The sequence below is a fragment of the Micromonospora sp. HK10 genome (genome assembly GCF_000982955.1).
Lineage (GTDB): Bacteria > Actinomycetota > Actinomycetes > Mycobacteriales > Micromonosporaceae > Micromonospora.
The window spans coordinates 23028-37142 of sequence record NZ_KQ058663.1 but is presented as its reverse complement, the minus strand read 5'-3'; the positions used below and the strand labels follow the sequence as shown (position 1 = coordinate 37142).

General features: G+C 74.2%; 14 protein-coding genes. 7 read left to right on the top strand and 7 right to left on the bottom strand.

All coding sequences use genetic code 11. The features are described from left to right. Positions 1-70: 70 nt before the first annotated feature. The 5 genes from LQ51_RS32600 to LQ51_RS02180 are packed head-to-tail and all read right to left on the bottom strand — an operon-like array spanning position 71 to position 5113. Positions 71-1159, bottom strand: coding sequence for an alpha/beta fold hydrolase (locus LQ51_RS32600; RefSeq protein WP_046562923.1), 1089 nt, complete (start codon positions 1157-1159; stop codon positions 71-73). Beyond that, a complete protein-coding gene (locus LQ51_RS32595) occupies positions 1156-1980 on the bottom strand; it encodes a 2-oxo acid dehydrogenase subunit E2 (protein ID WP_046562922.1) in 825 nt (274 codons plus the stop codon). The genes LQ51_RS32600 and LQ51_RS32595 overlap by 4 nt, the downstream gene beginning before the upstream one ends. After that, entirely contained in the window at positions 1977-2204 is a 228-nt protein-coding gene (locus LQ51_RS02190; protein WP_046562921.1) for a phosphopantetheine-binding protein, read from the bottom strand. The genes LQ51_RS32595 and LQ51_RS02190 overlap by 4 nt, the downstream gene beginning before the upstream one ends. Beyond that, the gene (locus LQ51_RS02185; RefSeq protein WP_052744726.1) at positions 2201-4084 is read right to left on the bottom strand and encodes an HAD-IIIC family phosphatase; all 1884 of its coding nucleotides are present in this window, start codon (positions 4082-4084) and stop codon (positions 2201-2203) included. The genes LQ51_RS02190 and LQ51_RS02185 overlap by 4 nt, the downstream gene beginning before the upstream one ends. After that, entirely contained in the window at positions 4085-5113 is a 1029-nt protein-coding gene (locus LQ51_RS02180) for a 3-oxoacyl-ACP synthase III family protein (protein WP_156312952.1), read from the bottom strand. Between the two features lie 379 nt (positions 5114-5492). Between LQ51_RS02180 and LQ51_RS02175 the strand changes: the two genes are divergently transcribed. Together LQ51_RS02175 and LQ51_RS02170 are read left to right on the top strand one after the other, a co-directional pair. Then, positions 5493-6323 carry an AfsR/SARP family transcriptional regulator gene (locus LQ51_RS02175; protein WP_197087502.1) on the top strand — a complete coding sequence of 277 codons (831 nt, stop codon included), beginning with the start codon at positions 5493-5495 and terminating at the stop codon, positions 6321-6323. A 37-nt stretch (positions 6324-6360) separates the two neighbouring features. After that, a complete protein-coding gene (locus tag LQ51_RS02170) occupies positions 6361-7551 on the top strand; it encodes a cytochrome P450 (protein ID WP_046562920.1) in 1191 nt (396 codons plus the stop codon). A 20-nt stretch (positions 7552-7571) separates the two neighbouring features. Here LQ51_RS02170 and LQ51_RS33200 read toward each other — a convergent pair whose 3' ends face one another. Continuing rightward, positions 7572-8378: a thioesterase II family protein gene (locus tag LQ51_RS33200; protein WP_197087501.1), complete on the bottom strand. Its 807-nt coding sequence runs from the start codon at positions 8376-8378 to the stop codon at positions 7572-7574. Continuing rightward, positions 8375-8932, bottom strand: coding sequence for an allene oxide cyclase barrel-like domain-containing protein (locus tag LQ51_RS33195; protein WP_046562919.1), 558 nt, complete (start codon positions 8930-8932; stop codon positions 8375-8377). Before LQ51_RS33195 ends, LQ51_RS33200 begins: the two co-directional genes overlap by 4 nt. Before the next feature lie 275 nt (positions 8933-9207). Here LQ51_RS33195 and LQ51_RS02155 point away from each other — a divergent pair, with 275 nt between their 5' ends. From LQ51_RS02155 to LQ51_RS02135, 5 genes are all read left to right on the top strand, one after another. Further along, a complete protein-coding gene (locus LQ51_RS02155; protein ID WP_046562918.1) occupies positions 9208-10416 on the top strand; it encodes a nucleotide disphospho-sugar-binding domain-containing protein in 1209 nt (402 codons plus the stop codon). Positions 10417-10506: 90 nt separating this feature from the next. Continuing rightward, positions 10507-10743 carry a helix-turn-helix domain-containing protein gene (locus LQ51_RS02150; protein ID WP_046562917.1) on the top strand — a complete coding sequence of 79 codons (237 nt, stop codon included), beginning with the start codon at positions 10507-10509 and terminating at the stop codon, positions 10741-10743. A gap of 200 nt (positions 10744-10943) precedes the next feature. Then, positions 10944-12032, top strand: a complete 1089-nt coding sequence (locus LQ51_RS02145; protein WP_046562916.1) for an AAA family ATPase — start codon at positions 10944-10946, stop codon at positions 12030-12032. Further along, positions 12029-13336: a vWA domain-containing protein gene (locus tag LQ51_RS02140; RefSeq protein ID WP_046562915.1), complete on the top strand. Its 1308-nt coding sequence runs from the start codon at positions 12029-12031 to the stop codon at positions 13334-13336. The genes LQ51_RS02145 and LQ51_RS02140 overlap by 4 nt, the downstream gene beginning before the upstream one ends. After that, complete coding sequence (locus LQ51_RS02135; RefSeq protein ID WP_046562914.1) at positions 13333-14088, top strand: hypothetical protein; 756 nt, start codon at positions 13333-13335, stop codon at positions 14086-14088. The genes LQ51_RS02140 and LQ51_RS02135 overlap by 4 nt, the downstream gene beginning before the upstream one ends. Positions 14089-14115: the final 27 nt, after the last annotated feature.

Here is a 14115-nt window from a genome sequence, read left to right as displayed (position 1 = left end):
CGTCCGGTCCCCTCCTGCGCCGTTCGTCGGTGGTGTCGGCGCCCGGTGCCCTCGGCCCGGGGCCGCGTGGTCAGTCGCGTCCCGGCCGCAACCGGTCGGCCAGCCGGGCGGCCCGGGCCAGCCCGCCGACCAGCACCCGGCGCGGCCCGCGTTCCCCGCGCAGCCGCAGCAGTGAGGCCAGCGTCCAGAGTTGCGAGCCGACCACGTGCCGGGGCGAGCCGTGGGTGTCGTCGTTCTCGACCAGGTGCAGCCGCCGTAGCCGCTCCGGCAGCCGGGCCGCCTCGGCCGGCGGGATGATCTCGTCACGCCGGCTGGCCAGGTACGCCACCGGGATCCCGACGGCCGCCAGCTGGGCGTCGGTGAGCGCCCAGGCGTCGAGCCCGGCGACCAGCTCCGCCCGCTTCGTGCCGGTCAGGTGGGCGAGGGTGTCCATGGTGATGTCCGGCACCCGGGCCTGCCAGGCCTGGTCGATGAAGAACTCCCGCACCGGCGCCCCGGCGGTCACGATGCCGGCCAGCCGCGGATCCTCGGCGGCGGTCCGCAGGGCCAGGTGCCCGGCGAAGCTGAAGGCGATGGCGTACGTGCGGGACACGTCGGCCCGGTCGGCGAGCCGGTCCAGCAGGTCGGGCAGCATCCGCCAGCTCTCCGCGCCGTAGCGCAGGGTGTTCTCCCCGGCCCCGGGCAGCTCGGTGCCGACCGCGGCGAACCCCAGCTTCGCGAAGAGCGGCAGGGTGGGCGCCCACTGCTCCTTGACGCTGACGATCCCGCCCAGCACCAGCAGCAGCGGACGCGGTGCGGCGGCGTCCAGGCCGGCGGCCCAGCAGCCGACCCGGCCGCCGTCCAGGTCCAGGTCGAGCCGCTCGATGCCCTGGCCGTCGGCGCGCCACCGGTCGAAGGCCGCCACACAGCGGCGCAGCGCCTCCGCCCGGGGCGGCCCGTCGACGTACGGGAAGCGGGCCATGGCGAAGTGCCGGGCGGCGTCGAGCAGCTTGCCGTCGCGCTCCAGCCGGTCGCCCCGGTCGCTCCACTCCCGGACCCAGGAGCCGGGCTCGTCGCCGGCGTCGGTGCGGATCCGGTCCAGCAGCGCGGGCAGGTCGGGGATCCGCTGGCCGCGGGCGTGCACGGTGATGTAGCGCTTCAGTTCGTCCAGGTCGTTCATGCCCGCTCCAGGTCCGGCTCGCGCGTCGGCTCGGCCCGGTGCGCCGGCGCGCCGTCCGGGTCGGCGGCCGGCGCGAAGCTCTCCAGGCCGCTCTTGATTTCGGTGAGGATGTCGGCCGCCTCGGCGCCGTCGATCACCCGGTGGTCGAAGGCGAGGCTGAGCCGCATGAGCGGGGCGATCGCCAGCCGGCCGTCGCGGGCCACCGGACGGTCGGCGACCTGGCCGACCCCGAGGGTGATGGTGGTGCCGCCCACCGAGTGGAAGCTGTCCACCGGGCGGTGGCCCAGCGAGGTGACCGCGAAGGTGCCGAACGCGTCGCCGCGCCGGCGCAGCGGCCGGGTGCCGAGCCGGAACACGGCCCGGCCGAGCAGCGTCGGCGCCCGGTGCAGCTTGCGCAGCAGGGCGAACTCCGGCATCTCGTCGGGGTCGCCGTCGCGGTAGTGGTCCACCTGGCGCTGGATGTCGTCCAGGCTCGCGGTGTGCAGGTCGGGCAGGACCGCCGCCAGTACCACCCGCTGCCCGTCGACGGTCTTGTCCAGGGTGAGCTTGCCGTTGACCCGGTCGTACCGGGCCACCCGGGCGCGGAGCCGGCCGCTGATGGCGGCGTTCGCGTCGGGGTGGGCGGCGAGCACCCGCCCGGTCACCCGCAGCAGGTAGCTGACCACCGAGTACCGGTGTCCGTCCGCGCGGGCCGCCGCCCGGTGCCGGCGTACCGCGGTCATGTCCACCTCGGCGTCGAGGAAGACCGGCGAGAAGTCCCGGAGCTGATCGAGGAAGAAGAACGTGTGCCGGCGCTGCCGGGCGACGGGGCTGATCCTCATGCCGTCACGGCCAGGTCGTAGATGTCGGCGAGGCTGCGGGCCGCCAGCACGTCGGGCAGCGCGAGGGTACGCCCGGTCCGCTGCTCCAGCACCGTGAGCAGGGTGAGCAGGTGCACCGAGTCCCAGCCGGCCACCTGGTCGAGGTCACCGCGGGCGTCCTCGGCGTTGACCGGGATGCCCACCTCGTCGGTGACGAGGTGCAGGAAGTCGTCGAGGCTGTTCATGCGGCGTCCACTCCAATGCGGTCGGTGAGGCGGATGTGCTCGGGCACCGCCGGGATGTCGTGCAGGTCGTGCCGGAAGCGGATGGCGTCGCCGTCCTCGCCGGCCGGCGCGAAGCCGTGCCGGGGCCACAGGTCCGCGACGACCCGGTTCTTGGCGGTCGGCCGGTAGCTGGCCAGCACGGCCGACGCGCCGCCGGCCCGGGCGTGCCGCAGCACCGCGGCCAGGCACGCCTGCTCGATGCCGCGGGAGAAGACCCGGCAGCTGAGCAGGAAGTTCTCGATCTGCACGAGGTCACCGTCGCGGCGCAGGAACAGGGCGCCGACCAGGCCGTTCTCGCCGAACCGGTCCCGGCTGCGCACGGTGAGCACCCGGGCGTACGGGTCGTCGAGCAGCTCGCTGACGTCCTGCGGCTGCAACCGGCGGGTGGTCGGGTTGAACTGGTTGGTGCGCAGCGACAGCTGGGACACCCGGGGCACCTGCTCGGGGCCGGCCTCGCCCAGCTCCACCTCGACGGCCAGCTCGGCCAGGTAGTCGGCGAGCGAGGTGAACGACTGGCGGAAGTCCTGCCGGGCCAGGTCGTCGCGGTAGCCGGCGGCCCGGTCCCGGTCCTCGGCGGTGAGCTGGCGGGTGGTGAACCAGCCGTCGCGCAGCAGCTTCACCAGGTGCAGCGCCGGCTCGGCGTCGACCTGCACGACGGCGGTGCCGGGCAGGGCGTGCCGGATCAGCCCGCACTCGAAGGGGCTGTCGTCGACGAAGACGAAGCTGTCCGGGTGCAGGTTGAGCGAGCCTGCCAGCTCGGTGAGGTTGTCGTGCTTGGGCGCCCAGTTGGCCACCACCCGGACGAAGTCGTCCTCGCGCAGCGTCATGTCGGGGTGCTCGCGCAACGCCTGTGCGACGGCGGCCGCCTCGTTCTTGCTCACCACGGTGAGCAGCACGCCCTGCGCGCCGAGCTGCTTGGCGACCCGCTGGAAGGCGCGGTGCGCCTCGCCGCGGTAGCTCTCCGCCACCTCGATGCCGTCGATGCCGTCGTCGCCGAGGATGCCGCCCCACACCGTGCCGTCCAGGTCCAGCGCCAGGCACTTCTTGGTCTGCCCGGCCAGGTTCCGGGCCAGGTGGCCGACCTCGCGGGCGTACCCGGCGAGCAGCGGCTCGGCCAGGTGCGCCTTGGCGTACACGGTCAGCCGCGGGTCGCAGGCGGGCGACCCCTCCGCGAGTAGGGGGTCGAGGTCGACGACCACCAGGGAGGGGTTGGCGGCGGACAGGCGCAGCAGCCGGGCGTTGGCCTCCCGCCAGAGCGCGCCCAGCTCGGCCCGGGAGGCCAGGTCGACCAGCTGGGCGGTGTGCCGCCGCAGCAGGGGCAGCGTGTTCAGCACCAGGGTGCCACGCGCGGTGGCGCGGAAGGTGGCGGCCAGGCGCTCGACCAGGTCGACCTTCTCGGCGAGCACCCGGGCCACGTCGGCGGGCCGCCACGGCACCGGCACCTCGTCGAAGACCACCATCGGGTCGAGCACGCAGAGCACCAGGTCCGGTTCGGCCCGGTACAGCTCGCTGTCGGGGTCGGCCAGGTCGAAGACGTACGAGTCGAAGGGGGCGAGCCGGGCGTGCAGCAGCAGGCCGTGCCGGGCCAGTTCGGCGGTGAGCGCCGGCAGCAGCGGGGCGAGGGTGCCGTGCCCGGTCACCGTGACGGCGACCGTGGGGACGTCCGGGTGCGCGGCGCGTACCTCGTCGACGTCGAGGCGGGCGAGCAGCCGGCCGGCCCGGACGAGTTCGGCGTCGTCCAGCCCGTCGAGCAGGGCGCGGACCTCCGGGTAGCGCGCCGCGAGCCGGCCCGACCGGTGCAGGTCGAGCAGCGTCTCGGCGGCGGGGGTCGCGGCGTCCACTCAGACCGCCTCCAGCGCGAACCCGGCCTCGATCCACTTGCTGGACTCGATGGCCACCCCGACCGCCCGGTCGCCCGCGGCCATTTTCGGCATGACCTGTTCGAGCTGGAAGAAGGGGAGCGCGTTGCCGGTGTTGCCGATGTCGGCCACGCAGCTCACCTCGTACGCCCCGGGCAGGCCGAGGGCGGCGGTGATCCGGGCGGTCATCCGGCCGGACAGCTGCGGCGGGAGCAGGTAGTCCACCTCGTCGTCCTGCCAGTCCAGCTCGTCCAGCACGCGGCGCAGGGTGCGCTGCGCCATCGGCGGCACCGACTCCTCGATCGCCTTGTAGTCCTCCACCACGGGTGCGGTGGGCGGGCCGTCGCCGGCGCCGAACCACTCGACGACCTGTCCCGGCGCCCGACCCCGGCCGACCAGGCGCAGCTCCACGTGGCGGACCTCGAGCGCGCCGGGCACCGGCTCGGTGCGCAGCACCGCGGCGCCGGCCCCGTCGCCGAAGAGCACGCCGTTGACCTGCTCGGCCGGGTCCGCGCCGCTGGTGTCCGCGTGCACGTCCAGGTGCTTGGCGCAGCTGTCCGCGCCGAGCACCAGCGCCGTGCGGCCCCGGCCGACCAGGAGCAGCTTGTGCGCCACGTCGAGGGCCTGCACCGCACCGGTGCAGCCGGACTGCATCTGGTACGTGGGGACGCCGTCGATGCCCAGCCGGTCGGCGACCATGTTGACGGTGGCCGGCATCAGCCGGTCCGGCGAGGAGGTGCCGAGCACCACCAGGTCGACGTCGTCCGGACCGACCCCGGCGGCGGCCAACGCCCGGGCGCCGGCGGTCTCGCACATGTCGGTGAGCGAGTAGCGGACCTCGCCGGTGTCCAGATCCCGCGCCAGGTGCCGGTTGCGGGTGCCGATGAAGGTGTCCACCCACTGCTCCCAGACGCCGGGCAGACCGAACCGGCGGGCCAGGTGGGCGTTCGACAGGGCCGGCCCGGGCAGCGCGGTGCCGACGGCGAGGAGATAGGCGGCACGGCCGTCCATGGGGATCCTTTCTGCAGGCGCGCATCCGGCGGCCATCATCGGCACGGCGGCTAAAGCGACGCTTTCCCCCGGCCGACATTTCCCGTGCTCGGGCGCATTGGCCGGGGCGGATCCGGACCCCGACCACAGGGGTATAGGGGTTGCCCCGCCCAGGGTTGTGGGGTTGGCCCCCTCAACCGCCGGTGGATATCTTTCTGCCGAGCCGATTCGGCGGGCGACGACAGGGACCGTCGCCAGCCCGACCAGCAATTTCCCGGATCACCGGAGCACGGCGTGCCGGAATTGGTCTGTCGAATTGGTGTTCGTCGGTGCCGTGTCCGGGGGAGGCCGTCGACCCACCCCTGCGTCGCGCCACCGGCCACGACGAAGAGGTGAACGCATGACGCTGTCCTCCACCCTGGCGACATCGACGTACCGACCGGTCGTCGACGTCAGCGCGATCCGCTACGGCCTGCTCGGGCCGCTGCGGGTGTTCGGCGGCGCGGGTGACACGACCATCGGTGCCCGCAAGATCCAGATCCTGCTCTGCGTGCTCCTGATCCGGTCCGGGCAGGTGGTCTCCATCGACCAGCTGACCGCGGAGCTGTGGGGCGACAACGCGCCGCGCCGCTCCACCGCCGCGCTCCAGGTCTACGTCTCCCAGCTGCGCAAGTTCCTGCACCGTCCGGAGGACGCGCAGAACCCGATCGTCACCCGGCTGCCCGGGTACGTGCTCAACACCGGCACCGACCAGGTCGACGTGCATGTCTTCCAGAACCTGGTCCGCCAGGGCCGGCAGGCGGCCCGCGACCAGGACCACGAGGCCGCCGTGGCGCTCTTCGAGGAAGGGCTGGCGCTGTGGCGCGGGCCCGCCCTGATGGGGTTGCGGGACAGCCCGGCGGTCAGCGTCTTCGCCACCTGGCTCGACGAGTTCTACCTGGAGTGCGTCGAGGCGATGGTCGAGTCGAACCTCGCCCTCGGTCGGCATCGCGACCTCATCGGCACCCTCCAGGCCCTCACCGCGGAACATCCGCTGCGGGAGGCGTTCTACCGCCAGCTCATGCTGGCCCTGTACCGCTCCGAACGGCAGGCCGACGCGCTGCGGGTCTACCAGAACGCACGCGCCGTGCTCAGTGACGAACTGGGCCTGGAGCCGTGTCGGGGCCTGCGCGATCTCCAGGCGGCGATCCTCTCCGCCGACGACCGGCTCGACTTCCGGCCGGCCGCCTGACTCGCGCGCTTCCGCTACCCCCTCGTAAGGAGGCTTCATGACCGACCTCAACAGCTCGGTGACCGGCCTGCCCGTCGCGCGGCGCTGCCCCTTCGACCCCCCGGAGGAGTTGGCATCGCTGCGGGCCCGGGGCCCGATCACCCGGATGCGCTACCCGGACGGCCACGACGGCTGGCTGGTCACCGGGCACGCGCTGGCCCGGACCGTGCTGGCCGATCCGCGGTTCAGCGCCCGGCACGAGTTGCGGCACTCGCCGGTGCCGACGCCGGCGAAGCCGATGGCCGCGATGCCGGGCGTGTTCATCGGCATGGACGCCCCCGATCACACCCGGTACCGCCAGCTGATCAACCGGCACTTCACCGTGCGCCGGGTCCGCGAGCTGGAACCGATGATCGAGCGGGTGGTGGCCCAGCGGCTGGACGCGATGGCCGCCGCCGGCCCGACCGCCGACCTGATGCGGGCCTTCGCCCTGCCGGTGCCGGCGCAGATCATCTGCGAGCTGCTCGGCGTGCCCGAGGAGAGCCACGAGGAGATCCAGCGGCACCGGATGGCCACCATCGACCCGGAGTCGGATCCGCAGGCGGCTCTGGCGGCCACCCGGGCCACCATGGAGTTCATGCTGGGGCTGGCCCGGCGCAAGCGGGCCGAACCCGGTGACGACCTGCTCAGCGGGTTGATCGCCGACGGCGGGCTGGACGACCAGGAGCTGGCCGGCATCGCTCTGCTGATGCTCATCGCCGGCCACGAGACCACCGCCAACATGCTGGGTCTCGGCGTCTACCTGCTGTTGCGGAGACCGGATCTGGCGGAGGGGATCCGTGACCGGGACGGCGTGCTGACCGAGACCGCCGTCGACGAACTGCTGCGCTACCTCGCGGTGGTGCAGTTCGCCTCGCGCGCGGCGCTCACCGACGTCGAGCTGGGCGGCATCACGATCGCGGCGGGGGAGACGGTCACCGTCTCGCTCTCCGCGGCGAACCGGGACGGGGCGCGGTTCGACGATCCGGCGCAGTTCCGGGCGGACCGTCCGAGCGGTGGGCAGCTCACCTTCGGCCACGGCGCCCACCAGTGCCTGGGCCAGCACCTCACCCGCGCCGAGCTGCGCATCGGGCTCTCCGCGCTGCTGCGGCGCTTCCCGGGCCTGCGGCTGGCCGTACCCCCGGCGGAGATCGGCTTCCGCGAGGCGGTGCCGACCGTCGGGGTGCCCCGCCTGCCGGTGCGCTGGTAACCCTTCGCCGGAACGGGCGGTCAGGCGCGGTGGACCGGTGCCACCGCGCCTGACCGCGCCCCGAACCCGGCCCGCCCGGACGGTACGGCGGCGCGCGGCGGCAGCCCGAGCACCGTGCGCAGGGTGGTGAAGAACTCGGTGCGCGCGTCCCGGACGAAGAAGTGCCCGCCCGGGACCCGGTGCAGCCGGAACCGCCCGTCGGTGTACCGCACCCAGCCGGCGGCCTCGGCCAGGGCCATCAGCGGGTCCCGGTCGCCGGCGAAGGCGTGCAGGTCGCAGGGGACCGGCACCGGTCCGGGCGTGTAGCTGTGGCAGACCAGCAGGTCGTCGCGGGTGAGCCCGGTGGCGGCGTCGCGCCACGCGGGGTAGCGCAGCACCAGGTCGGACATCCCGCCGATGCGCAGCAGCAGCTGGGTCAGCTCCTCCGGCGACATCCCCGGCACCTCGCGGATGAAGCGGTGCTGGTCCGGCGCCGGGTAGGCCCCGACCAGCACCTGCTCCGGCAGGGCGTGGCCCCGGGCGTGCAGGGCCTCGGTCAGGGCGTACGCCACCAGCGCGCCCATGCTGTGCCCGTAGAGCGCGTACGGCGGGCGCAGGTATCCGCCCAGCTCGGCGATCAGCTGCTCGACGAGGGTGTCCATCCGGCGCAGCCGGGGCTCCCCGATCCGCCCCTCCCGCCCGGGCAGCTGGATCGGCAGCAGGTCCACCTCGTCACCCAGCTCCCCGTCCCAGTCCGCGTACGCCGACGCCGCGCCGCCGGCGTGGTGCAGGCAGAACAGCCGCAGCCGGCGGTCGGGCGCCGGGGGACGGGTCAGGTAGCCGGTCAACACAGCACGATCGTCACGTCGTAGCGGGGCGACTCGTCGTCGCCCTCGGTGAGCACCAGGGTGCGGAAGCCGGTCCGGCCCGCGTACCGGCCGCTGAGTCCGGTGACCGGGATGGTGGCGGTGAGGCCCTGCACGATGGAGGTGGCGTCGACCACCCCGACCGCCTCCAGGCTGCCGTCGGGGAACTCGGTGACGTTGCGGTGCAGCTGCCACATGTGCGGCAGCATGTCGAGCACCACGGCCCGGCCGGTGATCGTGCCGACCCGCTGCCCCTCGGCGTCGAGGAGCGCGTCGGTGTACTCGGCGATGGTGCCGGGGCCGGGTCCGTCCGGACCGGCGTGGATGACCATCTTCTCCACGACCTCGGTCAGCCCGTCCAGGACGATGCACTCGGCGAGCACGTCCGCGCCGGCCACCTCGTGCGGTTCGATCCGGCCGGCGGCCACCGCCGCGGCCGTGGCCAGCGCGCGGGTGCTGATCGGGTTGGCGTCGGATTCCTTCTCCTGCTCCTTGGCCAGTTCGGCGCGGATGTCGGTCAGTTCGGTCTCGGGCATCGCGCGGTTCCTTCCCGCCGGAGCCGGCCGTGGTCGACCGGCCGCGCCGCCAGCCGGCGCGGGCCCATCGTCGGCGGGCGGGCCAAAGCCGTCCCAAACTCCGGCCGAGCCGGAGGTGCTCGGGGTGGAGCAGCTCACCGTGGACGCACGCCGTCCGATCTGGGGTGCTCGTGCCATGTGCCCGACGCGTGACGTTGGTGCCGCCTTGTCGGCGGTTCAGCCGGAGCTGCTGCGCTGGGCCTCCTCGCAGCCGCGCCGACCGAGAGGAGCCTCCCGTGCGCGTCCTGTTCCTGCCGATGGCCTGGCCCAGCCACTACTACCCGATGGTGCCGCTGGCCTGGGCATTCCGCGGCGCCGGTCACGACGTCCGGGTCGCCGCCCAGTCCACCGCGGTGGAGGCGGTCACCGCCTCCGGCCTGCCCGCCGTCCCGGTCGGCGGGTCGTACGACCTGATGGCCGGGCTGGCCCAGGTCAACGAGGCGGTACGCCGGCAGGGCGGCCAGCTGCCGTCGAGCTTCCAGGCGCTGCGCGAACTGCCGCCGGCCGAGCTGCGCCGCTTCATCGAGCTGCGCACCGCCCCGCACGTGCACGCGGCCGAGGCGATGGCCGACGACCTGGCCGCGCTGCTCCGGGTGTGGCGCCCCGACCTGGTGGTCGCCGACCCGATGGTGCTGGTGGCGCCGCTCGTCGCCGAGCTGGCCGGCGCGCGGCTGGTGCGGCACCTCTGGGGTCCGCAGGTGCCCTCGCTGCTCGGGTCGCCGGGTGCCGGGGCGCCGGTCGACCAGTGGCCGGAGGACCTGCGCAAGCTCTTCGACCGGTTCGGCGCCGAGGTGCGCGAGGAGTACAGCTCCGGCACCGTCGACCCGACGCCGGACAGCCTGCAGAGCCAGACGGTGCCGCTGCGGCAGGCCAGCCGGTACGTGCCGTACAACGGTCCCGGCGAGGTGCCCGACTGGTTGTTGCACCCGGCGGAGCGGCCCCGCGTCGGGATGTCCTGGACCACCGCCAACCGGGTCCAGTTGGGCGCCGACAGCTCGCCGGTACGCGACACCGTGCGCGCGCTCTCCGCGCTGGACGCGGAGATCGTGCTGACCGTGCGGGCGGCGGACCGGCCGGGGCTCGGCGAGCTGCCGGAGCGGGTGCGGGTGGTGGCGGAGGTGCCGTTGCAGCTGCTGATGCCGAGCTGTGTGGTGGCGGTGCACCACGGCGGGGCCGGTTCGATGCTCACCGCGGCCTGCTTCGGGGTGCCCCAGGTGATCGTCCCGCAGGCGCCCGACCAGATGCTGAACGCCGAGCGCCTCGCGGCGGCGGGCGCCGGGGTGACCCTGCCGGCCGAGGCGGCCGCCCCGGAGGCGGTGCTGGCCGCCGTGGACGGGATGCTGACCGAGGACCGCTGGGCCGCCGGCGCGGCCCGGCTGGCCGACGAGATCGCCGGCCAGCCGGCACCCGCCCAGGTCGTGGCGGAGCTCTCCGCCGAGCGCTGAGTCGGCACGTCTGCCCTGCTCAGGGCCGCCCGGCGCGCGGATTTGTCATCTAAGGTTGACGCCGCGCGCCGGCGCTCCTAAGCTGGGGCCATGGAAGTCACTCGGCTGGTGAGTCTCGTCAACGCCACCGACGACGACGACCCCCGGGTCGCCCTCGCCGCCACCGCGGAGGCGGCGAAGGAGTTCGAGCGCATCCAGACGGTCCTGGTCCGTCGGGCGCGCGCGCAGGGCGTGACCTGGGCGGAGATCGCCGCCGCGCTCGGCGTCAGCAAGCAGGCGGTGCACAAGAAATACGGCGGTCGGGGGCTGTTCCGCAAGGAGGACTGAATTCCCGGTCCCGCCCGGGCAATTCCTCGACGCTTCACCTGAAATTCACCGGTACGACGTTGTTCCGTGCGGCGAATCGCCGTCGTAACAAGCTGTCAATAAATTGACCATTCCCTGGTGCCGTGAAATGGCAGGGGCGGTCATTCCTGTCCGGATACGGGTCGCTCAGGCGGATCGGGACTATGACGAGGAGCAATGCGATGGGAAAGCTGTCAGTGGTCCGGGAGGCGGTCGCCGTGGCGGTCTCGGCGAACCTGCCGGTGATCCTGTGGGGTTCTCCCGGCACCGGCAAGACCTCGTCCGTGCTGGCCCTCGGCGAATCGCTCGGCCTGCCCGTCGAGGTGGTGGTCGGCTCCATCCGGGAACCCAGCGACTTCGCCGGGCTGCCGGTGCTGCGCGACGGGCACACCTGGTTCGCCCCGCCGCGCTGGGCCGAGCGGCTCGCCGCCACCGGCTCCGGGCTGCTCTTCCTCGACGAGTTGACCACCGCGCCGCCCGCCGTGCAGGCGGCCATGCTGCGCGTGGTGCTGGAGCGTACGGTGGGCGACCTGGTGCTTCCCGCCGACGTGCGGATCGTCGCCGCGGCCAACCCGCCGGGCGAGGCCGCGGACGGCTGGGACCTCTCCGCCCCGCTGGCCAACCGCCTGATCCACCTGCACTGGGAGGTCGACGCGACCGCGATCGCGGAGGGCTTCACGCACGGCTTCAGCGTGCCGGAACTGGCCCACAAGGAGCCGCCGGGCGCCGACGAGATCGCCCGGTCGCGGGCCCTGATCGGCGCCTTCCTGCGGATCCGCCCGGAACTGCTGCTGGTGGTGCCGGCCAGTCCCGACCAGGCCGGCCGGAGCTGGCCCAGCCCGCGTACCTGGGAACTGGCCGCGGTGGCGCTCGCCGCCTGCGCGGCCGCCGGGGTGGACGACGCGGTCCAGGCCCAACTGGTCGTCGGCGCGGTCGGTGAGGCGGCCGGCTTCGAGCTGCTCACCTGGATCCGCAACCTGGACCTGCCGGACCCGGCCACCCTGCTGGCCGATCCGTCCGTGCCGCTGCCGTCCCGGATGGATCAGCTGCACGCGCTGCTCGGCGCCGTCGTGGCGTACGTCCGGGCGGACGGCACCGCGCAGACCTGGCAGCAGGCCTGGACGGTGGTGGCCCGGGTGGCCGGCACGGCGCCGGACGTGGCGGCCAGCGCGGCCAAGGGGCTGGCCCGGTGCCGGCCCGCCGGGACCAGCCTGCCGACCACCATGCTCGACCTGGTGCCGATCCTGAGAGCCGCGGGGTTGCTGCGATGAGCCGGCCGGTCGCCCCGTACAGCGAGGAGCTGGCCACCCGCCTCGCCGCCGCCCGGGTCTGGGCCGCGCACCGGGCTCCGTACCTGGCGAACGCGGTCTTCTCGCTGGTCATGGAGCCGCTGACGCCGAGCGCGGCGGAGCGGACCGGCGAGCTGGTGGCCGACCCGGAGTTCGCCGCGTTCCCCACCGACACCCGCTGGGTGATGCACGTCGACCCGGGCACCGCGCTGGCCACCCCGGTCGAGCAGATCGGCTGGTGGATCCTGCACCAGATCGGCCACCTGGTCCGGGGGCACGCCCAGCGGTCGCCGGTCCGGCCGACCTGCGGGCCGGACGCGCCGCTGCACGCCGTCGGCTATGCCGGCGCCCGGGACGAGGACGCCCACCGCTGGAACCAGGCCGCCGACGCCGAGATCAACGACGACCTGGAGGCCGAAGGGCTGGACGGGCCGGCCGACGTGGTCTCCCCGGCCGCGCTGGGGCTGCCGTCCAACCGGCTCGCCGAGGAGTACCTGCCGATGCTCGACGAGCTGACGGAGCTGCTGCACGGCACCGGCCGGGAGCTCTCCGCCGGGCTGGACTGCGGCAGCGGCGCCGACGGCATCGACCGGCGGTGGGACTCGACCGGCGCCGGCGGCCTCGGTGAGCTGGAACGGGAGCTGCTGGAACGTTCGGTCGCCGTGGGCATCCAGGAGCGGGTCAGCGCCCGCAGCGAGGTGCCGATGGGTTGGCAGCGGTGGGCCGAGGAGCGGCTGCGGCCGCGGGTCGACTGGCGGGCCCGGATCGGCTCGCTGGTCCGCAAGACCGCCAACCGCAGTTCCGGCCGGGTCGACTACAGCTACCGCCGGCCGTCACGCCGGACCGCCGGGCACCCGGACGTGATCACCCCGCAGCTGGTCCGCCCGGTGCCCGACACCGTGCTGGTGCTGGACACCTCGGGCAGCGTACGCCGCCCCGAGCTGGAGCAGCTGGTCGCCGAGGTGGCCGAGATCCTGGCGAAGGTCGGCCGGCGGCGGCTGCGGGTGATCTGCTGCGACCTGCAGGCGCATCCGGCGCAGGAGATCCGCCGGATCGAGGAGCTGCGCATCGTCGGCGGGGGCGGCACCGACATGCGGGCCGGTCTGGCCGCCGCGGCGCAGCTGCGCCCCCGGCCCGACCTGGTGGTGGTGCTCACCGACGGGCACACCCCCTGGCCGGACCGCCGGCCTCCCTTCGAGTCACTGGTCTGCCTGGTGGGCCCCGACGGCGTGGCGCCGGAGTGGGCGTCGTCCGTGCACCTTCCGGAGATGGGAGCGACATCATGAGCGTCTTCGCCACGGGCGAGGAGGAGCCTCGCCCCAACCCGCTGCGCGAGTGGCTCGACCGGGGGTTCACCCTGGCCGAGGCGCGCCGCTGGCTGGAGGCCGGGTTCTCGCCGGAGGGCGCCGAACGGTGGCGGGTGGCGGGTGTCTACCGGCCGCGGACCGCCGCGGAGTGGCGTACCGCCGGGGCGAGCCCGGCCACGGTGGACACCTGGATCCGGGCCGGCATGTCGCCCCGGGACGCGGTGCGTTGGCGTGAGTTCGGGGTGTCGCCCGAGGACGCGGTGCAGCGCTACTTGGCCGGCGAGGAGCCGGGCCTGCGCAGCTTCGTCTCCCGGGTGCTGCACCACCGGTCGTTGCGCGCCGCCGGGCGGGCCCTGGAACCGAAGAAGTCCGAGGCGATCCGGCGGCTGCTCAAGGCCGGGGTCAGCGCGGAGGTGGCCCGGGGCTACGTGGAGAGCGGCTGGGACGGCAAGACCGCCCTGGAGTGGGCCCGGCGCGGCGTGGCGCCGGTCGACGCGGCCGTCCTGCACGCGCTCGGCTTCACCGCCGCGGAGGCGCAGCGGGTGCTGGCCGACGGGGTCGGTGCCACCGAGGTGATGACCGCCTGGTGGCGGGCGGGTGTCCCGATCGACGAGGTGGCCGCCTGGTGCGCGGCCGGTTTCACCGCCGAGGAGGCGGCCGAGCAGCGCGGCCAGGGTGCCGACGTGGAACGGGCCAAGGTGCTGCGGGCCCTGACCGAGGACGAGCAGTGAGCAGTTCCGACAGATCTTACGGCCAAG